Below are 22150 nucleotides of genomic sequence, written 5' to 3'. Positions count from 1 at the left end.
CCGTTCGGGCAGGCGCGGCCAGGTCCGGTCAGGTCGATGGGATCGGGGTGACGGTGACGACGCGGCCGTCGCGGGTGGTCTGACAGCGCCAGGTGCCGTCGCGCCCGGCCATCTTCATGTCGATCCAGACCCCCGCGGCGGTGGGGCCGGTGCCGACCTGGAAGATGCCCGCTTCGGGCTGGTGGAAGCGCGCGGCCATCTCGGCGCTGCAGGCGGGGGCCGAGGCCTCGGGCGCCTGCGGCAGCATTTCGGGGGTGATGAGTTTCGGAACGCCGGTTTCCGGCCGTTCCGGCGTGCCGCAGGCGGCCAGAGCGGCCAGTGCCAGACCCGACAGAATGATGCGATATCGACTCATTCTCTTTTTCGCCCCTGTTTGTTCCGACTATTCGCCTTATAGGCGAATTTGCAATCGCGACGGCAAAAAATGCCCGAAAACAGGAACGGAATGGGAACACTTCTTTAACTCACCGCCGGAGCGCGCTAGATTGGTCGCCATGTGCCCGATCGACGACTCCGATGCTTTCGAAACCGCCGCAGAGGCGCCTCTTTCCGTTCGCGCCTCCGTTGGTGCCATGGCGGCGCGGTCGGCGCCCTATCTCGACGGGCTGAACCCGTCGCAGCGCCAGGCGGTCGAGACGCTGGACGGCCCGGTCCTGATGCTGGCGGGGGCGGGCACCGGCAAGACCCGGGCGCTGACGGCGCGGATCGCGCATCTGCTGTTCACCGGCGCGGCCCGGCCGAACGAGATCCTGGCGGTGACCTTCACCAACAAGGCCGCGCGCGAGATGAAGGAGCGGGTCGGCCGGATCATGGGCGAGACCGTCGAGGGCATGCCCTGGCTCGGCACCTTCCATGCGATCTGCGTCAGGCTGTTGCGCCGCCATGCCGAGCTGGTCGGGCTCAAGTCGAATTTCACCATCCTCGATACCGATGACCAGATCCGGCTGCTGAAGCAGCTGATCGCGAGCGCGAATATCGACGAGAAGCGCTGGCCCGCGCGCCAGCTGGCCGGATTGATCGACCACTGGAAGAACCGCGCCTGGACGCCCGAGGCCGTGCCGGCCTCGGAGGCTTCGGGTTTCGATGGCCGGGGCGTGAAGCTTTACGCCGCCTATCAGGAACGGCTGAAGACCCTGAACGCGGCCGATTTCGGCGATCTGTTGCTGCATGTGGTGACGATCTTCCAGGCCCATCCCGATCTGCTCGAGCAGTACCGGCGCTGGTTCCGCTATATCCTTGTCGACGAATATCAGGACACCAATGTCGCCCAGTATCTGTGGCTGCGGCTTCTGGCGGGCGGGCACAAGAACATCTGCTGCGTCGGTGACGACGATCAGTCGATCTATGGCTGGCGCGGTGCCGAGGTCGGCAACATCCTGCGCTTTGAAAAGGATTTTCCCGGCGCCGCGGTGATCCGGCTGGAACAGAATTACCGCTCGACCCCGCATATCCTCGCCGCGGCCTCCCATCTGATCGCGGCCAACAAGGGGCGGCTTGGCAAGACGCTCTGGACCGAGGCCGAGGGCGGCGAGCAGGTCCGCCTGATCGGCCATTGGGATGGCGAGGAAGAGGCCCGCTGGATCGGCGAGGAGGCCGAGGCGTTGCAGGGCGGCAGCCGCGGGATGCGGCCCTTCTCGCTGGACGACATGGCGATTCTCGTGCGGGCCAGCCACCAGATGCGCGCCTTCGAGGACCGCTTCCTGACCATCGGTCTGCCCTATCGGGTGATCGGCGGGCCGCGCTTCTACGAGCGGATGGAGGTCCGCGATGCGATGGCCTATTTCCGCCTCGCCGTCAGCCCCGCCGACGATCTGGCCTTCGAGCGGATCGTGAACACCCCCAAGCGGGGGCTTGGCGACAAGGCGCAGCAGAAGATCCAGGCCACGGCGCGGGCCGAGGGCGTGCCCTTGGTCGAGGGCGCGCGGCTGCTGCTGGAAGCGGGCGGGCTGGGTGGCAAGGGCGCGACCGAGCTGCGCAAGCTGATCGAGGCGATCTGGCGCTGGCATGACGATGTGCGGGCCGCGGCCCCCTCGGTCGTGCCGGACGAGGCCGCGCTGATCGATGACGAGGCTGTGCCGCTGGAGACCGGGCGGGGGGCTCCGACCCATGTCGAGCTGGCCGAGCGCATTCTCGACGACTCGGGTTACACGGCGATGTGGCAGGCCGACAAGACGCCCGAGGCGCCGGGCCGGCTGGAAAACCTCAAGGAACTGGTCAAGGCGCTGGAGGAATTCGACAACCTGCAGGGCTTTCTCGAACATGTCGCGCTGATCATGGATAATGAAAGCGAGGCGTCCGGGGCCAAGATCTCGGTGATGACGCTGCATGCCGCCAAGGGGCTGGAATTTCCGGTGGTGTTCCTGCCGGGCTGGGAGGACGGGCTGTTCCCCAGCCAGCGGGCGATGGACGAGACCGGACTGAAGGGGCTCGAGGAGGAGCGGCGGCTGGCCTATGTCGGGCTGACCCGGGCCGAAGAGCTTTGCACCGTGTCCTTCGCCGCCAATCGCCGGGTCTACGGGAAATGGCAGTCGCAACTGCCCTCGCGCTTCATCGACGAGCTGCCGCCTTCCCATGTCGACGTGCTGACGCCGCCCGGGCTTTACGGTGGCGGCTATGGCGCGGCCGCGCCTCAGGCGGCGGTCTCGGGCATCGAGGCACGGGCCTCGCGCGCCGATGTCTACAATTCGCCGGGCTGGCAGCGGCTGCAGAGCCGCAATGCCGGACGGGCGCCCGCCGCCCCTTCGCGCGGCGCGCGCGGCGGCGGTGTCGTGATCGATGCCGAGGCGGTGCCGGTCTTCGAGCTTGGCGCGCGGGTGTTCCACCAGAAATTCGGCTATGGCACGGTGACCGGTATCGAGGGCGACAAGCTCGACATCGCCTTCGACAAGGCCGGGGCGAAGAAGGTCGTGGCCCGGTTCGTGGTGGCGGCCGCCAGTGCAGACGACGTTCCCTTCTAGAAACTGACGGCAGGCGATTCGATGTCTGTGCGCCGCCGCTTGGCCGGGGCCGTTGCGGCATGCGGCTGCGAAGGGCTTGGGCCGGGGCCTGATCGGTACCTGTGGGCGGATCTGTCTGCTGGGCTCCCCCGGAAAAGAGAAACGGCGACGCCAGGGAGGAGAGGGCGCCGCCGTTCTGCACAACGGCAGTGTCAGGGAGGAGGAGACAGACTGCCGTATTCCGGTGGGACCGAGGTCCCGTATGAAAAATGCGGCGGCACCTGGGAGGAGGTAGGTGCCGCCGCGAGATGAGGAAACCCAGGGAGGAGGAGGGGTTTCCTTTCTCTGGGCGGTGGGACGTCGGTCGATGCCGGTGCGTCCCGCCCGCGCCGTTGGTCCTATAAATACGCCTTTGCTGCAGTTGCACAATGGCTTGCGGTCGAATTGCTGCCATGCGGAAACTGCATAAGTCATTCTGACATAGTTTTGGGCGGGTTCTGCCGGAATGGCGCAGGAACGGGCAGGGTGGAAACGACTCTTGCCCTTTCGGGGGATCCGGCCAAGTAAGAGGGCAGGTCTCGCGTGAAACGGAGTCTCTGATGCCTCTTTCCAATGATGTGATTTTAGCCGAACTGTCCCGAATCGCGGTGCCGGGCGGCGGCGATCTGGTCTCGCGCGATCTGGTCCGCGCGCTGTCCGTCGACGGCGAAACGGTTCGTTTCGTGATCGAGGCCGAGACGGCCGAGGCCGCCCGGGCGATGGAGCCGGTGCGGGCGGCCGCCCAGGCCGCGGTCGAGGCCGTTCCGGGCGTGGCGCAGGCGTCGGTCGTGCTGACCGCGCATGGCGGGGCGGCTGCGGCGCCGCAGCCCGGGCCCCGGATCGGTCGCCACCCCACCCCCGACGATGGTCCGCGCAATCCTTCGGGCGTCGACCGCATCCTGGCGGTGGCCTCGGGCAAGGGCGGCGTCGGCAAGTCGACGGTGGCCAGCAACCTGGCAGTGGCGCTGGCGCGTCAGGGGCGCCGGGTCGGGCTGCTCGATGCCGATATCTACGGTCCGTCGCTGCCGCGGATGATGGGCGCGACCCGCCGCCCGGCCTCGCCCGACGGCAAGATCATCGAGCCGGTCTCGGTGCATGGCGTGGCGATGATGTCGATCGGCCTGTTGCTGAAGGAGGACGAGGCGGTGGTCTGGCGCGGCCCGATGCTGATGGGCGCGCTTCAGCAATTGTTGGGCCAGGTCAATTGGGGGCGGCTCGATGTGCTGGTGGTCGATCTGCCGCCGGGCACGGGCGACATCCAGCTGACGCTGTGCCAGCGGACGCAGCTGACCGGTGCCCTCGTGGTCTCGACGCCGCAGGACGTAGCGCTGCTGGATGCGCGCAAGGCGCTCGACATGTTCGCGAAGCTGCAGGCCCCGGTGCTGGGGCTGATCGAGAACATGTCCACCTATATCTGTCCGAATTGCGGGCATGAAGCGCATATCTTCGGTCATGGTGGGGTCGAGGCCGAGGCGCGGAAGCTGGGTGTGCCCTTCCTCGGCGCGCTGCCGCTGGCGCTCGAGGTGCGGGAGGCGGGCGATGCCGGGCGTCCGGTGGCGCTGGGCGAGGGGGCGATGGCCGAGGCCTATGCCCAGATCGCCGGTCGGCTGATCGGCGGCGGCATGGCCTGAACCGCGCATGAGGTGGGCAGGGATGGTCCTGCCGCCGCGCTCACGGGAATTCATGGTCTTCTTTGGTTATATGGCTCCGGATCCTTGATTCGGAGCCATTTTTGTCGGTTTCAGGGGGAGGGCATCCGCTCACGCCTCTATGGTCCCCACACGCTATTCGTGATTTTTTTCTTGGGGACACGCATAGGCTGCGTTGGGGTTGTTAACTACGATATGTGGGAGTCGTTGCGGCCGAAGGCTCAATTTGAGGTATATGCAGGCCGGACTCGGTGCCAATTTCTGGGCGTGTTTCTGCCTTGGGGGCGTGCTTTCTTCAACACATTCCCGCCAAATTCAGTTGATCTCCATGAATTCCCATGCCATAAGAGTTCCAGAAGGCGATGGCGGTCGAACGGATCAAGGGGCGCACGAAGAGACCCCGAAAGACCAAGAAACGGTTTCATACAGGCACCCGCCACTGCCTCCATAAAAGATCCGGCGCGCGAGCGAGCAGACATCCCCCAGGTGGTGCGCGCAGCCGGGCAACCCGGAACGGGACGAGGGCGGCGGATTGGGCAGTGGCAGCAGCTCAGTCCGCCGTTTTCGTCGGAGCGGCCGCGAGATCGGTCATTGTCGCAGGCGGTGAGGGTAAAGGAGCGTCGGGCAGGTGGCGCGCAGGTTCAGAGGCGAAAGCCAGCACAAGGTGGATGCCAAGGGCAGGGTCTCGATCCCGGCCCTGTTCCGCCGTGTGCTCGAAGCTTGCGATCCGGACTGGACCGAGGGGCTCCGCCCGCAGCTGGTGATCGTCTATGGCGACCATCGCCGCAAATATCTGGAATGCTATACCATCGAGGCCATCGACGAGGTCGACGAGAAGATCGCGGCGCTGCCGCGCGGCTCGATGCAGCGGCGGATGCTGGAACGGATGTTCCACGGCCAGTCGCATCCGACCGAGGTCGACAATGACGGCCGGCTGACCCTGCCGCAGAAACTGCGCGACAAGATCGGGCTCGAGGGCGAGGCCTTCTTCATCGCCTCGGGCGATACCTTCCAGATCTGGAAGCCGGAAACCTACGAGACCGAGGAACTGGCCAAGACCGAGGCCTGGCTCGACGAACTGCCCGACGATGTCGATCCGCTGAGCTTCCTCGACGGTGCCGTCGCCGAACCCGCCAGGGACGGCTAGGCCATGACTGCCGCGGACAATTCCGCCCCCGCCGAGCCGCCGCATATCCCGGTCCTGCTGCGCCCCCTGCTCGAGGCGGTGGCGCCGGTCTCGGGGCTCTGGCTTGACGGCACCTTCGGCGCGGGCGGCTACAGCCGCGGGCTGCTGGAGGCCGGGGCCGACCGGGTGATCGGGGTCGATCGCGACCCCAGCGTCGCCGATCTGGCCGCCTCCTGGTCCGCGGGCTGGGGCGACCGGCTGCAGCTTGTCGAGGGCGTCTTCTCCGAGCTCGACCGCCATGCCGAGGCCCCGCTCGACGGGGTGGTGCTGGATCTTGGCGTGTCCTCGATGCAGCTCGACCAGGCCGAGCGCGGGTTCTCCTTTGCCAAGGACGGCCCGCTCGACATGCGGATGGGCGCCGAGGGGCCCTCGGCCGCCGATCTGGTTGCCTCCGCCTCCGACACGGCCCTGGCCGACATCCTGTTTCATTACGGCGAGGAACGCGCCTCGCGCCGGATCGCGCGGGCCATCGTCAAGGCACGTGCGATCGCGCCCATCGTGACCACGGCGCAGCTGGCCGAGGTGGTGGCGCGCTGCCTGCCGCCGCACCGTCCGGGACAGACCCATCCCGCGACCCGCAGCTTTCAGGCGATCCGGATCGCGGTCAATGACGAGCTGGGCGAGCTGGTCCGTGGGCTGGAAGCCGCCGAGCGGGCGCTGAAACCCGGCGGAAAGCTGGCCGTCGTCACCTTCCATTCCCTTGAAGACCGGATCGTCAAGCGGTACCTGCAGGTCCGGTCCGGACAGGCCGCGGGCGGCAGTCGCTATGCGCCCGAAGCCCGGCCCGATCCGGCCCGTTTCGAGCTTGTCACCCGGCGCGCCGTGGCGCCCGACCCGGTCGAGCTCGAGGCGAACCCGCGCGCGCGCTCGGCCAAGCTGAGGGTCGCGATCCGCACCGGCGAGCCCGCCGGACCCGTGGACCGCGCCCGTCTGGGGCTGCCGAAGATCATGGAGGATTGATGCGCAGCCTCGTCTATGTCCTGACGGCGATGGCGGTGATGGCGCTGGCCTTCTGGGCCTATCGCGAGAATTACCGGACCCAGGCGGCGCTCGACAATGTCCAGCGTCTGAACCGCGCGATCGGGTCGCTGCGCGAGCAACTGGCCATGCAGAATGCCGAATGGGCCTATCTGAACCGTCCCGAACGGCTGCGCGAGCTGGCTGCGCTGAATTACGACCGGCTCGGGCTCGGTCCGCTCGCGCCCGAACAGTTCGGCCAGATCGATCAGGTCTCCTATCCCGAGATGGTGCTGCCAGACATCGTGCTGCCCGACGAGCTTTTCCAGGAGATCATGGCCGAAGCCGACCGCCCGGCCCAGACCGCCGCGCCGACCTTGCCCGTCGAGGATGCCGCCGCGGCCCCGGCCGTGCCCGAGGCGCTTGACGCGCAGGGCGCGCAGGATGCGGAGGCCGGGCAATGATCCGGACGCCGTTGCGCCCGCTGGCCCGCATTCTCGAGGCCCGCGCCAAGGGCGAGAATCCCGATGCCATCGAGCGCGAGAACAAGCGCCTGCGCCACGAGAAGATGCGCGATCAGGCCCGGGTCCGGGCCGAGGGGCGGCTGCTGGTGCTGGGCGTGGTGTTCTGCGCGGCCTTCGCGGTGGTCGGCGTGCGGATGGGGCTGCTGGCGGGATCGGTCCCCTCCGAGCCGCGCGCGACCGCCCCGGGCGCCTCGATCGTGGCGCAGCGGGCCGATATCGTCGACCGGAACGGCAATATCCTCGCGACCAATCTCGCCACCCATTCGCTTTATGCCCAGCCGCCGCTGATGATCGACCCGAAGGCGGTGGCGCGCGAACTGGCCCGGATCTTCCCCGATCTCGACGAGGCGCGGATGGTGAAGGATTTCACCGGCAGCCGCAAATTCGTCTGGATCAAGAAGAAGATCAGCCCCGAGCAGATGCAGCTGGTGCATGATATCGGCGATCCGGGCCTCAGCTTCGGCCCGCGCGAGATGCGGCTCTATCCCAACGGGGCGCTGGCCGCGCATATTCTCGGGGGGGCCGGGTTCGGCCGCGAGGGCGTGCAGTCGGCCGAGGTGATCGGCGTGGCGGGGGTCGAAAGGTATTTCGACGATTATCTGCGCGATCCGGCCAATGGCGGCCAGCCGCTCCGGCTGTCGCTGGATCTGACGGTGCAGGCCGCGGTCGAGCGGGTTCTGGCCGGCGGCATGAAGCTGATGAACGCCAAGGGCGCGGCCGCAATCCTGATGGATGTGCATAGCGGCGAGATCCTGTCGATGGTCTCGCTGCCCGATTTCGACCCGAACGAGCGTCCGCGCCAGCTGGTCAAGGGCGACCCGTCCGACAGCCCGCTGTTCAACCGTGCGGTGCAGGGGGTCTACGAGCTCGGCTCGACCTTCAAGACCCTGACCCTGTCGCAGGCGCTTGAAGAGGGCATCGTCACCCCGAATACCATGATCGACACCAAGGGACCGCTGGTCTGGGGCCGGTTCCGGATCCATGATTTCCACAATTACGGCTCGAGCCTGTCGGTGACGACGGTGCTGGTGAAAAGCTCGAATATCGGCACCGCCCGGATCGCCCAGCGGATCGGCGGAGAGCGTCAGCGGGCTTTCCTCAGCCGCCTCGGGCTTTTGGACCCGTCGCCGGTGGAGCTGGTCGAGGCGGCCGGGGCCAAGCCGCTGCTGCCCGCGAACTGGAGCGAGCTGTCGACGATGACGATTTCCTATGGCCACGGGGTGTCCACCAGCCCGCTGAACCTGGCCGCGGCCTATTCCACCATCGCCAATGGCGGTCGTCTGGTGCGTCCGACGCTGCGGGCGGGCGGCGGCAGGCTGGGCGAGCGGGTGATTTCCGAGGAAACCTCGCGCCAGATCCGCAAGATGCTGCGCGAGGTGGTGGTGCATGGCACCGCCTCCTTCGGCGAGGTGCCGGGCTATCGGGTGGGCGGCAAGACCGGCACCGCCGACAAGCCGAAGCCCACCGGCGGCTATTACGACAAGAAGGTGATCGCGACCTTTGCCAGCATGTTCCCGGCCGAGGCGCCGCAATATGTGCTGATCGTCACCCTCGACGAGCCCCAGGACACCACCGGTCCCAAACCGCGCCGCACCGCGGGCTGGACCGCGGTGCCGGTCGCCGCCGAAATCATCCGGCGCGCCGCGCCGCTTCTGGGGCTCCGGCCGGAGATTGAACAGGCGCCGGGCTTCGGGGTAACACTGACCGCGAACTGAGGGGCGCGGAGATCATGACAATCCGGACCGAAACGACGCTCGGAGATCTTGGGCTCACCGCCCAGGGCGGGCGCAACACGCATATCACCGGGCTGTCGGTCGACAGCCGCCAGACGAAACCGGGCCATCTCTTCGCGGCGATGCCGGGGACGCGGGCGCATGGCGCCGAATTCGTGCTCTTCGCGCTGCGGATGGGGGCGGCGGCGGTTCTGACCGACCGCGCGGGCGCGCGGATCGCCGCCGAGGCGCTGGCCGGCAGCGAAGCCGCGCTGGTGGTGGCCGAGGATCCGCGTCAGGCGCTGGCGGGGGCGGCGGCGCTGTTTTACGGGGCCCAGCCCGCAACCATGGTCGCGGTCACCGGCACCGCGGGCAAGACCTCGGTCGCAAATTTCACCCGGCAGATCTGGGCCGGGCTGGGACATGCGGCCTGCAATCTCGGCACGATGGGTGTGCAGGGCGCCTATGAGGCGCCGCTGGCGCATACCACGCCCGAACCGCTTACGCTGCACCGGCTGCTGGCCGAGATGGCGCAGGCGGGCGTGACCCATGCGGCGATGGAGGCCTCGAGCCACGGGCTCGACCAGCGGCGGCTGGACGGGGTGGCGCTGAAGGCTGCCGCCTTCACCAATTTCAGCCAGGACCATCTCGATTACCATGCCGGGTTCGAGGACTATTTCGCGGCCAAGGCCGGGCTCTTCGACCGGGTGCTGCCCGAGGACGGCACCGCGGTGATCAATATCGACGATGCGCGCGGCGCGCAGATGCTGGGACATGCCCGTGCGCGCGGACAGACCATCCTGACCGTCGGCCGCTCCGAAGAGGCGGATCTGCGCATCCTGGCGCAGCGCTACGACGCCACCGGCCAGGATCTGCGCTTTGCCTGGGAGGGCCGGTCGCAGCAGATCCGGCTCGACCTGATCGGCGGTTTCCAGGCCGAGAACGTGCTGGCGGCCGCCGGGCTGGTCATCGCCGCGGGCGAGGCGCCCGGGCAGGTCTTCGCGGCCCTGCCAGAGCTTGCCACCGTGCGCGGCCGGATGGAGTTGGCCGCGACCCGGGCCAATGGCGCCACGGTCTTCGTCGACTATTCGCACAAGCCGGGCGCGCTGGCGGCGGCCATCGCTTCGCTGAGGCCCCATGTGATGGGCCGGATCGTGGTCGTCTTCGGGGCGGGCGGCGACCGCGACCGGGGCAAGCGGCCGCTGATGGGGCAGGTGGCCAGCGAGCATGCCGATGTCGTGATCGTGACGGATGACAACCCCAGATCCGAGGACCCAGCGGCAATCCGTGCGGAAATACTGCAGGGCTGCGCCGAGGCGATCGAGGTCGGCGACCGTGCCGAGGCGATCCTACGCGGGGTCGATGCGCTGGAGAAGGGCGATGCGCTCCTGATCGCGGGCAAGGGGCATGAGACCGGCCAGATCGTCGGTGACGCGGTCTATCCCTTCGACGATGCCGAACAGGCCAGCGTCGCGGTCGCGGCGCTTGACGGGCGGCTGGCATGAGCGCGCTCTGGACCGCGGCCGAGGCGTTCGGGGCGACCGGCGGGCGCGTCACCCGGGACTGGTCCGTCAGCGGCGTCAGTATCGATACCCGCAGCCTGAAACCCGGCGATCTGTTCGTGGCGCTGAAGGACCAGCGCGACGGCCATGATTTCGTCGCCGAGGCGCTGGCGCGCGGCGCGGCCGCCGCGCTGGTCTCGCGCCTGCCCGAGGGTGTGGACGAGAGCGCACCGCTGCTGATCGTGCCCGATGTGCTGGCAGCGCTCGAGGCGCTCGGCCGGGCCGGGCGCGCCCGCAGCAGCGCCCGGGTCGTCGCGGTCACCGGCTCGGTCGGCAAGACCTCGACCAAGGAGATGCTGCGCGCGGTGCTGGCCGGGCAGGGGCGGGTCCATGCCGCCGAGGCGAGTTTCAACAACCATTGGGGCGTGCCGCTGACGCTGGCACGGCTGCCGCGCGAGGCCGATTTCGCGGTACTCGAGATCGGCATGAACCATCCCGGCGAGATCGCGCCGCTGGCGCGGCTGGCGCGGCCGCATGTGGCGCTGATCACCACCATCGCGCCAGCGCATCTGGAGGCCTTCGACGGGCTCGCGGGCATCGCCGCCGAGAAGGCCATGATCTTCGAGGGGCTGGAGCCGGGCGGCATCGCGGTCTATCCGGGCGATCTGGAAACCACCCCGGTGCTGGCCGCGGGCGCGGCCGGACGGGCCTCGGCCGACATCAGCTTCGGCGCGGAAGACGGCTGCGATTTCAGGATGGTTCGGGCCGATCTTCATGCCGATTCGACGGTCGTGCGGGCCGAGGCCCGGGGCCGCGATCTGCTGTTCAACATCCATGCCCCGGGGCGCCATTTCGCCAGTAATGCGCTGGGCGTGCTGGCGGTGGCCGAGGCGCTGGGCGTCGATCTTGTGGTCGCGGCCTGCGATCTTGGCCAGTGGAGACCGCCCGGCGGGCGCGGCGCGCGGCTGAGGATCGCGCTCGACCCGGTCGAGGAAAGCCTTTCGGTCGAGGTGATCGACGACGCATTCAACGCCAACCCGGCCTCGCTGGCGGCCGCGCTGGAGGTGCTGGCGGCGGCCCGGCCCACCGACGGGCTCGGCCGGGTGGCGCGCGGGCGGCGGATCGCCATTCTGGGCGACATGCTGGAACTTGGCCCCGACGAGCAGGCAATGCATGCGGGGCTGGCCGATCTGGACGCGATGGCGCGCGTCGATCTGGTTCACTGTGTCGGGCCGCGGATGCGCGCGCTCTATTTCGCGCTGCCCCTGTCCCGGCGCGGGCAGTGGTTCGACGAAGCCGATCTCCTGGCCGCCAAGGTCCATTCGCTGGTCGATGCCGGCGACGTGGTGCTGGTCAAGGGGTCGAAAGGCAGCCGCGTGTCGGTCGTGGTCGACGCGCTGAAAAGGCTGGGGCAAGGCGGCCCCGGCAGCGACGAGGAACTTTCGTAATGCTTTACTGGCTTGCCGACCTGTCCGATGGCGGTGGCGTCTTCAACCTGTTCCGCTACATCACCTTCCGGGCGGGCGGCGCGTTCTTCACGGCGCTGCTCTTCGGCTTCCTGTTCGGGCGACCGCTGATCAACCTCTTGCGCAAACGGCAGAGGAACGGCCAGCCGATCCGGACGGACGGTCCCGAAGGCCATATCGTCTCGAAGGCGGGCACCCCCACCATGGGCGGCGTGCTGATCCTGGGCGGGCTGATCGTCTCGACCCTGCTCTGGGGCAGGCTCGACAATCCCTATATCTGGATGCTGCTGTTCGTGACCCTTTCCTTCGGCGCCATCGGCTTTGCCGACGACTATGCCAAGGTCTCGAAGAACAACACCAAGGGGGTTCCCGGAAAGATCCGCTTCGGGCTGGGCCTGCTGATCGCGGCCATTGCCGGATATTGGGCGGCCTGGGCGCATCCGGCGGATCTGAGCTACAATCTGGCGCTGCCGGTCTTCAAGGACACGCTGATCCATATGGGGGTGTTATTCGTCCCCTTCGCGATGATCGTGATCGTGGGCTCTGCCAATGCGGTCAACCTGACCGACGGGCTCGACGGACTGGCGATCATGCCGGTGATGATCGCGGCCGGGGCGCTGGGCGTCATCGCCTATGCGGTCGGCCGAGTCGACTTCACCGACTATCTCGAGGTGCATTACGTTCCCGGAACCGCCGAGATCCTGATTTTCTCCGCAGGGTTGATCGGCGCGGGGCTCGGGTTCCTGTGGTATAACGCCCCACCCGCCGCCGTCTTCATGGGCGATACCGGTTCCCTGGCGCTGGGCGGCGCGCTGGGCGCGATCGCCGTCGCCACCAAGCACGAGATCGTTTTGGCCATAGTAGGCGGGCTTTTCGTGGTCGAGGCGCTGTCGGTGATCATCCAGGTCGGCTATTTCAAGGCGACCGGAAAACGTGTGTTCCTGATGGCCCCCATCCACCACCACTTCGAGAAGAAGGGCTGGGCCGAGCCCCAGATCGTGATACGATTCTGGATCATCAGCCTGATCCTTGCGCTGATCGGTCTGGCTACCCTCAAGGTCCGCTGAGTGGTCGGGCCGGGGTGGCCGAGGAGAAGAGAGATGCAGATGAACCCGGTCGAAGACACCTACAACTATCTTTCGCCGGCCGCCCGGCTCGGCAGTCCGTCCCTGCACGCGGTCACGCCCGACGTGAAGCTCAAGTCCTGGAACGGCGTCCCGCCCTATGCGGTCTGGGCGGGCCTTGGCTACCTGCTGGTTCTGGCGGTGATCTTCTCGGATCAGATCGTGCCCTATTGCGAGGCGAATTTCGCCCAGCCGCAGAACTGCGCGCCGATCTTCGGCAAGATCATCCCGATCTTCGTGGCGGGCATCATCCTGGCTCCGGCGCTTGCCGGTGCGGTGCAGCGGATGGGCGGCAACAAGGCCACCGGTCTGGCCTTTTCCTTCGCCGTGGCGGTGGTGCCGCCGGTGATGCTGGGCTGGTCCTACCTGCTGGGCTGAGCCCGCAGCCCCCGCGACCCGCGTCGCCCTGACAGGGGCGCGCGCCCGGCGACCGGGGCCCTCGGGCTGGTCGCCCGTCCTTTCCGTAGCCGATCCGGACCGTCTGCCCTGTCTTGCACCCGGCCCGGGCGGGGGGCATCGTCGCGCCGCTGACAGCGAAAGGACAGGGCATGATTCCGGTGCGAGGTGTAGAGGGCCAGAAGCTGGCCGTGCTGGGGCTGGGCCGCTCGGGCCTCTCGGCGGCGCGGGCGCTTCGCGCGGGCGGGGCCGAGGTCCTGCCCTGGGACGATAACGAGGCCGCGCGCGCCGCGGCCGAGGCCGAGGGCTTCGTTCCCGTCGATCCGACCCGCGCAGGCGCGCTCGACGGCGTGGCGTCGCTGATCGTCAGCCCCGGCATCCCGCATCTTTACCCCAGTCCGAACCGCGCGATTGTGGCCGCCTGGGCCGCGGGCGTGCCGGTCGACAACGATATCGGGCTGTTCTTCCGCTCGCTCGCGACCCCGGACTGGGACAGTTTCGATGTCGCCCCCAAGGTGATCGCGGTGACCGGCTCGAACGGCAAGTCGACGACCTCGGCGCTGATCCATCACGTTCTGGAACATTGCGGCCGCCCCAGCCAGCTTGCAGGCAATATCGGCCGTGGCGTGCTGGATATCGACCCGCCGGGCGAGGGCGGGGCGGTGGTGCTGGAGCTGTCCTCCTACCAGACCGATCTGGCGCGGGCGCTGACCCCCGATATCGCGGTCTTCACCAATCTCTCGCCCGACCATCTCGACCGGCATGGCGGCCGCGGCGGCTATTTCGCGGCCAAGCGCAGGTTGTTCGCCGAGGGCGGGCCGGACCGCGCCATCATCGGCGTCGACGAGGATGAAGGCATGTTCCTCGCCAACCAGCTGGCCGAGGGCGCGGCCGATGACCGGGTGATCCGGATCTCCTCGGGGCAGAAGCTGGCCGGGCCGGGCTGGCTGGTCTTCGCCCGCAAGGGCTTCCTGAGCGAATGGCGCAAGGGGCGGCAGGTGGCCAGCATCGATCTGCGCGCCATTGCCGGTCTGCCGGGGGCGCATAATCACCAGAACGCCTGTGCCGCCTATGCCGCGGCGCGCTGCCTCGGGATCGGACCGAAGCAGATCGAAGAGGCGCTGGAGTCCTTCGCCGGGCTGCCCCATCGCAGCCAACTGGTGGCCGAGGCGGACGGGGTGCGTTTCGTCAATGACAGCAAGGCCACCAATGCGGCCAGTGCGGCGATGGCGCTGGCGGCCTTTCCGAAGATCCGCTGGATCTGCGGCGGGCTCGAGAAGGAGGGCGGTCTGGGGCCGCTTCTGCCCCATCTCGGCCATGTCGCGAAGGCCTATGTGATCGGCCGCGAGGCGGCGGCCTTCGCGCTGCACCTCAAGGATGCCCCGCATGAGGTCTGCACCACGATGGAGGCCGCGGTCGCCCGCGCTGCCGACGAGGCCCTGCCGGGCGAGGTGGTCCTTCTGGCCCCCGCCGCGGCGAGCTTCGATCAGTATGACAGCTTCGAGCGCCGCGGCGAGGATTTCATCGCCCGGGTCCGGGCGCGGCTCGGCGGCTGAGGCCTCTTACAGCCCCAGCGCGTCCGAGGTCTCGCGCAGCATCCGCGCACTTGCCGTCAGCGCCGCGATCTCCTGGGCGTCGAGGGTCGGCATCAGCGTCGAACGAAGCCCGCTTGCCCCCACTACGCGCGGCAGCGACAGCGCCACGTTATGCACTCCCGTAACCTCGGGGGTGACCAGCGACAGCGACATCACCGCGCCCTCGTCGCGGCCGATGGCCTGCACGATCCGGGCCAGCCCCGCGCCGATGCCGTAATTGGTGGCGCCCTTGCCCTCGATGATCCGGTAGGCCGCGCGCCGCACCCCGTCATCGATCCGGGCGCGGACATCGGCGGTGATGGCCGAGCCGAGCTGGGCCGCGACCGAGGTCAGGGGTTCCGACCCGACCCGCGCGCCCGACCAGCCCAGTACCTCGCTGTCGCCATGTTCGCCCAGCACATAGCCGTGGATCGATTGCGGCGCGAGCCCGAGGTGATGCGCCACGAGGCTGCGGAACCGGGCGGTGTCGAGGATCGTGCCCGAGCCGAAGACCCGCCCCGGGGCCAGCCCCGCGATCTTGGCCGTCACATGGGTCATCACGTCGACCGGATTGGTCGCGACCAGCAGGATCGGGTCGGGGGCCGCGCGCAGCACCGCCCTGATCACATCCTCGAAGACTGCCGCATTGCGTTCGAGCAGCGCGAGCCGGCTTTCGCCGGGCTTCTGCCCGACGCCTGCCGCCAGGATCACGACATCGGCCCCCGCAAGCGCCTCGTAGCCGCCCGCCTCGACCGTCACCGCCGCGGTGAAGGGCGCCGCATGGGCGATGTCCTGGGCCTGGGCAAGCGCCAGCGCCTCGCTGCGGTCGACCAGCACGATCCGGCTGGCAGCCCCGGTCAGGGCCAGCGCATAGCCCGCTGCCGAGCCCACCATGCCCGCACCCACGATTCCAACCTTCATCCGTCGCTCCTGTCTGACAGAGATACAACCCTGGCGGTTCTGGACGGCCGCGTCGCCGTGCACAACGCTTCCTTAACAACCCTTTGTTCTTCGTGATAAAAATACCCGATTCCCCGGGGCTCTGCCGGCCCTTTTGTTCACGGTTTCGTGTGGCGCGCAGAAAAAAACGACTCGCTCCGGATTTTCTATTGAACCGACTCAGCACCGGCCCTATGTGGCCGCCTTACAGACGCCAACGCACGCGCCTCTGGCCCTCAGGCCACGTAGCGACGGTAACGTCTCCCTTGGAACTGAGCGGTCATATATGGCCGGGTCTATTGGAGATGACCATGCACGCTACGCAAGCCGATTTCGGCGGCGGTCCCGATCTGCTGTCGAGCTCCCGCGTCGAAACCTATATCCGGACCAACCGCTTCGAGCGGCCGACCCTGGTGATCGACACCGACCGTGTCGCCGACCGCTTCCATGCGCTGCGCGCGGGGCTCGGCCGGGCCGCCATCCATTACGCGGTGAAGGCCAACCCCGCCCGCGAGATCGTCGAGCGGCTGGTCGGCCTCGGCTGCCATTTCGATGCCGCCTCGCGCGGCGAGATCGAGCTTTGCCTCGGGCTCGGTGCCGCGCCGCATCGGATCTCCTTCGGCAATACCGTCAAGCGGGTCGCCGACATCGCCTTCGCGCATCGCGCGGGGCTCACGCTCTTTGCCGCCGATGCCGAGGAAGAGCTCGACAAGATCGCCGAACACGCGCCGGGCGCCGAGGTCTATATCCGCGTGCTCGTCACCGCCACCGAGGCCGATTGGCCGCTCAGCCGCAAGTTCGGCTGCGCGCCCGGCAAGGTCATGCCGCTGATGGCGCGGGCGGTCGCGCTGGGTCTCAAACCGGTCGGGCTGTCCTTCCATGTCGGCAGCCAGACCCGCCGGGCCGATATGTGGCTGCCGGTGCTGAACGAGGTGGCCGAAATCTGGCAGGCCGCCCGTGCCGAGGGCTTCGATCTGGATCTGCTGAATATCGGCGGCGGCTTCCCGGCCTTCTATGGCGAAGAGGTGCAGCCGCCCGCGATGTACGCGGCCGAGGTGATGCGCCTGGTGACCGAGCGTTTCGGCGCGGTGCCGCGAGTGATGGCCGAGCCGGGGCGCGGCATGGTGGCCGAGGCCGGCGCCATCGCGGCCGAGGTGATGCTGGTGTCGCAGAAATCCGAGGACGACACCTATCGCTGGGTCTATCTGGATATCGGCAAGTTCTCGGGTCTGGCCGAAACCATGGACGAGGCGATCCGCTACCAGTTCGCGACCGATCGCGACCATGAGCCCACCGCGCCCTGCATCCTTGCGGGTCCGTCCTGCGACAGTGCCGATGTGCTTTACGAAAAGCGCCCCGTCCAGCTGCCGGTGGGGCTTCGGTCGGGCGACAAGGTCATCATCCGCAATTGCGGCGCCTATACCTCGACCTATTCCTCGGTCGGTTTCAACGGCTTCCCGCCGCTGGACGTCGTCGTCATCTAGGCGTCGAGCCCGATCACCGGGCCGCCTGCCGCTTCGGCATCGGCCCGGTCATGGGTGACCAGAAGAACCGGCAGGCCCCGGTCGCGCGCGCGGGCAAAGACCAGCGCGCGGATCTGGTCCCTCAGGGCTGTATCGAGCCGCGAGAAGGGCTCGTCGAGCAACAGCGCCTCGGGTTCTGCCAGCAGCATGCGCATCAGCGCGACCCGCGCCTTCTGCCCGCCCGAAAGCGTCGCCGGATCGCGCTCGGCAAAGCCCGGCAGCCCGATCTCCTCCAGTGCGGCCTCGATCCGCGCGCGGCGGGCCTTGCGGCCGCGCAGGCTGCGGGGCAGGGCGAAGGCGAGGTTGCCGCCGACGCTGAGATGCGGAAACAGCAGCTCGTCCTGATAGAGGATGCCGATCCGCCGGTCCTCGGGCGGCAGCCCCGTCACCTCGCGCCCGTTCAGGAGGACGCGGCCGGTCATGGCGAAACCCGGGGGCAGCGTGCCGATCACCGCCGCCAGCAGGGTCGACTTGCCCGAGCCCGACGGCCCCATCACGCTGAGAACCTCGCCGGGGGCGACATGGGCATCGACCGCGATCAGCGGCTCGGTTCCCCGGGCGATGGCAATATCCTCAAGTCTCAAGCCTTCCATCACGCCCCCCGCATGCCGCGGCGGCGGCGGAAGATCAGCCGGGGCGCCGCCAAGGCCAGCGCGAAGGGCGCCGCGACGAGGGCGGTCTGGACCAGCACGGTCACGCCGATGATCCGCCGGTCGCCGCCCGCGGCCAGCGCCACCGCCTCGGTCGTCAGCGTCCTGATCCGGCCGCCGCCCGGCAGCAGCGTCGGCAGATATTGCCCGACCGAGACCGCGAAGCCCACCGCCGCCGCGGTCAGCACCGGCGCCAGCAGCATCGGCAGCCGGACGGTCCGGAAGATGCGGCCCGGGCCGGCGCCGAGCGCTGCGGCCACCGTGGCATGGCGCGGGTCCCAGGCCCGCCAGGGGGCCGAAAGCGCGAGAAAGACATAGGGCAGCACGAAGACCAGATGGGCCAGAACGACCGTGCCGCGCCCGGTCCCCGCGCCGAGGCTGAGCGCAAGGGTCTGCAATCCCGGCAGGAAGGCCACCTGCGGCACCAAGAGCGGCAGGTATAAAAGCCAGAGGCTGCGACTGCCGGGGGCAAGCCCGAAGCGATGCTCGGCCTCGAGACAGGCCAGCGTCAGGGCCAGCGCGAGCGCCGTCGCCAGCGCCGCGAGGACCAGCGTCTCGCGCGCGGGGGCGATCAGGGCTGGGCCGTGGCGGATCCAGCTGCGCAGCCCGATGCCTTCCGGCAGGGCATCGGGGAAACCCCAGAAGCCCGCCACCGACCAGAGCGCGAGCCCCGCAAGCCCGAGGATCACCGCCGCCGCCGCCAGCGCCGCAAGCCCCAGACCGGCGGCGCGCAGCAGCGGCTCGGCCAGACGACGCGTGCCGCCCTCGACCCAGCGGCGTCCGAGCCGGGCGGTTGCCAGCTCGCCCAGCCGCCAGAGCCCCAGCACCGCGAGGACCAGCCCCAGTTGCAAAATCGCCCCGGCCGCGGCCTGGAACCGGAGGCTCAGGTCGGGGTCCGACATCCAGCGCACCACCTGCACCGAAAGTGGCGGCGGCGTCGCGGGGCCCAGGACGATCGCCACATCGACCACCGACATCGAATAGGCCAGCACCGCATAGACCGGCAGCCGGATCTGGGCATAGACGGCCGGAAAGACCGCCTTGAGCCAGCCGGTCACCCGCCCGTATCCCAGCGCCCGCGCGATGGTCAGCCGCCGGGCGGGCGCGGCCTGCGGCAGGGCGGCCAGCGTCATCAGGAACAGGAACGGGATCTCCTTGACGGCGAGCCCGGCGATCATCGCCAGCCCCATCGGGTCCTGCAGGATCAACAGGTCGGGCGGGCGCTGCCAGCCGGTGGCCCAGGGCGACAGCGCCCGCAGGACCCAGCCCGAGGGCGCGATCAGGAAGGCCAGTCCCAGCGCCGCCGCCGCATGCGGCACGGCGAGCAGCGGCGAAAGCAGTCGTTCGAGCAGGGCCATCCCCCGCGTGTCGGCCCATCCGGCGGTGAAGAGCGTGACCGTGCCAAGCGCGATCAGCGTCGCGGCAAGGCCGGTCGCGACCGACAGCCCGATCGCCCGCGGCAGGCCCGGCCAGTCGGCCAGCGCGCGGGCGGGCTCGAGGCTGAGCGACCGGCCGCCAAGGGCAGGGAAGATCCCGAGCGCCGGGGCAAGCGTGCCGGCAAGCCCCGCCAGCACCGGCCCCAGCATCAGCGCCAGCGTCAGCGCGGGCGCGGCGCGCAACGGGCGCATGGGCCTCAGGGCGCCATGCCGTAACGCGCGGTCCAGTCGGTCTCGAGCCGGGTCGCCCAGGAGGGATGCGGCTCGGGCAAGGCGGGGCCAAGCTCGGCGGGCGAGAGCGTGGCGATGCCGAGATCGAGCACCTCGAACCGGGCGCGGTCCTTGGGGGCGAGCTTGTCCATTGCCAGCACCGTGCCATAGCCCAGAATGTCAGGGTCCTGTGCATGGGCCTGGGCCTCGGGCGACAGCAGGAAATTCGCCAGCACCATCGCGCCCGCCTTGGCCGAGGCGTTGTAGGGGATCGCGACGAAGCTGGCATTGCCGATGGTGCCGCCGTCCAGCACGAAGGTCCTGACCGTGTGGGGCAGTTGCCCATTGGCGATGGCGGTCGAGGCCTCGCCCGGGCTGAAGGAGATCGCGAGGTCGATCTCGCCATCGGCCATCAGTTGCAGCTGTTGCGGGCCGCTCTGCGGATAGGCCCGGCCCTGCCGCCACAGATGCGGGGTCAACTCGTCGAGAAAGGCCCAGAGCGGCGCGGTGACGACGTCGTAATCGGCCTCGTCGGTGGGCTTTTGCAGAACCGACGGGTCGGGGGCCAGTTCGTAAAGCGCCTGCTTGAGGAAGGTCGTGCCGAGAAAATCGGGCGGCTGCGGATAGGTGAAGCGGCCCGGATGGGCACGGGCCCAGTCCAGGAGCGCGGGCATGGTCCGGGGCGGCTCGGCCAGCCGGGCGCCATCGTAATAGAACACCACCTGCGCCATCGCCCAGGGCGCCTCGAAGCCCTCGGTCGGGACGGTGAAATCGGCGGTGACGGCGGGCTTGCCCTCGGTATCGACGAAGCGCCAGTTGGGCAGATCCTCGGCCCACGGACCGTAAAGCAGCCCCGCCTCCTTCATCGCCGCGAAATTGGGACCGTTGAGCCAGATCAGGTCGATGGCGCCGCCGGTATCCTTGCCGGCGGTCTTTTCGGCCAGCACCCGGCTGACCGCATCGGCGGTATCGGCCAGCTTCACATGTTCGACCGTCACGCCGTAGCGCTCTCCGACCTCGCTGGCGGCCCAGCGGATGAAATCATTGGTGGCCGCGGCCCCGCCCCAGGCGTTCCAGTAGACGGTCTGCCCCTGCGCTTCGGACAGCAGGGCGGGCCAGTCGGCCGGGTCGGATGCGACGGCAGGGGCCGCCAGCAGGCCCAGCGTGACGGCAAGGGGGACGAAGCGGCGCATGCGGGGGTCTCCTCCAGGATGTCCGGGGCCTTGCGGATGTCCCGGCCGGTTATTTCTGACAGGGCAGGCGGCACGAACAGGCGCGTTCCCTGGGCCCCGTATCGACCGGCCCGCGATGAGGGGGCCGACTTTCCTCTGTCAGGGTAAGCGGACAGCGATGCATGACAAGGGGAGAGCGGGAGAGAGGGGAGGGGGCGACCAGCGGCGAACGCTTTCCCGGCGCGCGGATCTGGGTGGTTTCCCCAACTTGCGCCGAATTTGGCCCGACGCTAGAATTGTTCCAGAAAAGGGATCGTCGGCCGGGGTGCAGTCGTTCTTTCTGGGGTGTTTTGTCGAGTTTGGTGCGGTTTTTGCACAGCTTCGCCCGACGATTCCTTTTCTTTATTTCCCTTTTTTCCGATGCTCGCCGGGGTCTCTTTCCTGGGGGGACTGGCTTGGGGCCGGGACCACTGTTTTCGACCGGGGCGCGCGACTTGCCGTTCGGAAACGAGCGGTGACATGTCTGATCTCTTCCGGTTGAGCGACGCTTGGAGGGCACGTCTTGCCCTGATTGGCAAGGTCGCAGGGCAGGCCGCGCGCCGATTGGCAGCACGGTGTCCGTAGGGTTATATTAAATAAGGACAATAGGTTAGGCGTCTACTTGTCCCGAAGGCGCATGGCATGCGCGGAACAGTCAGTAGCCGATGAAAGCGCGGACTGCCGGAACATGAAGCCGCAGGCCATCTGCGACAGCATGGGGCGCCCGTGTCTTCCCGTCCGGAGGGTAGGTCGGCGATGAGATCTTGGCGCGGGCGTGGTTGAGCCGCCTGCCAAAGATGGACTGGCGGCTCGCGAACCGGGCTGCGACGCTGACCGGTTCCGGGGCACGCTACAGGACAAAGGGATACGCGCCTGCAGTCCGGGCTGAAAGCCCCCCAAGACAACCGCGACAGAGGGATTGCGGGGCGACCAAGGCCGCAACCGCATCGGGATTATCTTCGAAAGGCTAAGCAGGCCAAGGGACTGCATGATCGAGGGCTGGCGGCCCGTCGCGCACGGGTATGACCGCGCGGCCCAAAGGCCTGCCTCCGCCGGCGCTTTCGCCGCAGCCGCCCTCTATTGGCCATGAGGCCCGCCCGACCCCGGGCAGCCGGG

The 22150-nt window shown here is 68.7% G+C and carries 17 protein-coding genes; 12 read left to right on the top strand and 5 right to left on the bottom strand.

Features of this window, described 5'->3' with window-relative positions:
- Window positions 1-28: 28 nt before the first annotated feature.
- Window positions 29-355, bottom strand: coding sequence for a hypothetical protein (locus A6W98_RS16295; RefSeq protein ID WP_042463276.1), 327 nt, complete (start codon window positions 353-355; stop codon window positions 29-31).
- 139 nt (window positions 356-494) lie between these two features.
- On the opposite strand from A6W98_RS16295, the gene A6W98_RS16290 reads away from it, so the two are divergent.
- From A6W98_RS16290 to murD, 11 genes are all read left to right on the top strand, one after another.
- Window positions 495-2957 (top strand): ATP-dependent helicase, encoded by a 2463-nt coding sequence (locus tag A6W98_RS16290; protein ID WP_042463274.1) that lies wholly within the window; start codon window positions 495-497, stop codon window positions 2955-2957.
- 578 nt (window positions 2958-3535) lie between these two features.
- Entirely contained in the window at window positions 3536-4606 is a 1071-nt protein-coding gene (locus A6W98_RS16285; RefSeq protein ID WP_042463272.1) for an Mrp/NBP35 family ATP-binding protein, read from the top strand.
- A 646-nt stretch (window positions 4607-5252) separates the two neighbouring features.
- Window positions 5253-5771, top strand: coding sequence for a division/cell wall cluster transcriptional repressor MraZ (gene mraZ, locus A6W98_RS16280; RefSeq protein ID WP_042463269.1), 519 nt, complete (start codon window positions 5253-5255; stop codon window positions 5769-5771).
- Window positions 5772-5774: 3 nt separating this feature from the next.
- Window positions 5775-6770 carry a 16S rRNA (cytosine(1402)-N(4))-methyltransferase RsmH gene (gene rsmH, locus A6W98_RS16275; RefSeq protein ID WP_042463267.1) on the top strand — a complete coding sequence of 332 codons (996 nt, stop codon included), beginning with the start codon at window positions 5775-5777 and terminating at the stop codon, window positions 6768-6770.
- Complete coding sequence (ftsL, locus tag A6W98_RS22395; RefSeq protein WP_063490941.1) at window positions 6770-7231, top strand: cell division protein FtsL; 462 nt, start codon at window positions 6770-6772, stop codon at window positions 7229-7231. The genes rsmH and ftsL overlap by 1 nt, the downstream gene beginning before the upstream one ends.
- The gene (locus tag A6W98_RS16265; protein ID WP_042463265.1) at window positions 7228-9006 is read left to right on the top strand and encodes a peptidoglycan D,D-transpeptidase FtsI family protein; all 1779 of its coding nucleotides are present in this window, start codon (window positions 7228-7230) and stop codon (window positions 9004-9006) included. Before ftsL ends, A6W98_RS16265 begins: the two co-directional genes overlap by 4 nt.
- A gap of 14 nt (window positions 9007-9020) precedes the next feature.
- Entirely contained in the window at window positions 9021-10508 is a 1488-nt protein-coding gene (locus A6W98_RS16260) for a UDP-N-acetylmuramoyl-L-alanyl-D-glutamate--2,6-diaminopimelate ligase (protein WP_042463262.1), read from the top strand.
- On the top strand, window positions 10505-11953 hold the full coding sequence (locus tag A6W98_RS16255) for a UDP-N-acetylmuramoyl-tripeptide--D-alanyl-D-alanine ligase (RefSeq protein WP_042463259.1): 1449 nt from the start codon (window positions 10505-10507) through the stop codon (window positions 11951-11953). The genes A6W98_RS16260 and A6W98_RS16255 overlap by 4 nt, the downstream gene beginning before the upstream one ends.
- Window positions 11953-13038 (top strand): phospho-N-acetylmuramoyl-pentapeptide-transferase, encoded by a 1086-nt coding sequence (mraY, locus tag A6W98_RS16250; protein WP_042463257.1) that lies wholly within the window; start codon window positions 11953-11955, stop codon window positions 13036-13038. Before A6W98_RS16255 ends, mraY begins: the two co-directional genes overlap by 1 nt.
- A gap of 33 nt (window positions 13039-13071) precedes the next feature.
- Window positions 13072-13473 carry a hypothetical protein gene (locus tag A6W98_RS16245; RefSeq protein ID WP_042463254.1) on the top strand — a complete coding sequence of 134 codons (402 nt, stop codon included), beginning with the start codon at window positions 13072-13074 and terminating at the stop codon, window positions 13471-13473.
- A 170-nt stretch (window positions 13474-13643) separates the two neighbouring features.
- A complete protein-coding gene (murD, locus tag A6W98_RS16240) occupies window positions 13644-15047 on the top strand; it encodes a UDP-N-acetylmuramoyl-L-alanine--D-glutamate ligase (RefSeq protein WP_042463252.1) in 1404 nt (467 codons plus the stop codon).
- A 6-nt stretch (window positions 15048-15053) separates the two neighbouring features.
- Here murD and A6W98_RS16235 read toward each other — a convergent pair whose 3' ends face one another.
- Window positions 15054-15986, bottom strand: coding sequence for an L-lactate dehydrogenase (locus tag A6W98_RS16235; RefSeq protein ID WP_042463250.1), 933 nt, complete (start codon window positions 15984-15986; stop codon window positions 15054-15056).
- Window positions 15987-16315: 329 nt separating this feature from the next.
- Here A6W98_RS16235 and A6W98_RS16230 point away from each other — a divergent pair, with 329 nt between their 5' ends.
- Window positions 16316-17488 carry a type III PLP-dependent enzyme gene (locus A6W98_RS16230; protein WP_196760191.1) on the top strand — a complete coding sequence of 391 codons (1173 nt, stop codon included), beginning with the start codon at window positions 16316-16318 and terminating at the stop codon, window positions 17486-17488.
- Here A6W98_RS16230 and A6W98_RS16225 read toward each other — a convergent pair.
- The 3 genes from A6W98_RS16225 to A6W98_RS16215 are packed head-to-tail and all read right to left on the bottom strand — an operon-like array spanning window position 17485 to window position 21016.
- Window positions 17485-18120 (bottom strand): ATP-binding cassette domain-containing protein, encoded by a 636-nt coding sequence (locus A6W98_RS16225; RefSeq protein ID WP_042463245.1) that lies wholly within the window; start codon window positions 18118-18120, stop codon window positions 17485-17487. The genes A6W98_RS16230 and A6W98_RS16225 overlap by 4 nt on opposite strands.
- A complete protein-coding gene (locus A6W98_RS16220) occupies window positions 18120-19805 on the bottom strand; it encodes an ABC transporter permease (protein ID WP_042463242.1) in 1686 nt (561 codons plus the stop codon). The genes A6W98_RS16225 and A6W98_RS16220 overlap by 1 nt, the downstream gene beginning before the upstream one ends.
- A gap of 5 nt (window positions 19806-19810) precedes the next feature.
- Window positions 19811-21016: an ABC transporter substrate-binding protein gene (locus A6W98_RS16215; protein WP_042463240.1), complete on the bottom strand. Its 1206-nt coding sequence runs from the start codon at window positions 21014-21016 to the stop codon at window positions 19811-19813.
- Window positions 21017-22150 lie beyond the last annotated feature (1134 nt).

Source organism: Rhodovulum sulfidophilum DSM 1374, from assembly GCF_001633165.1.
Classification (GTDB): domain Bacteria; phylum Pseudomonadota; class Alphaproteobacteria; order Rhodobacterales; family Rhodobacteraceae; genus Rhodovulum; species Rhodovulum sulfidophilum.
The sequence above is the reverse complement of the archived record's forward strand: the minus strand, read 5'-3'. Positions and strand labels throughout refer to the sequence as shown.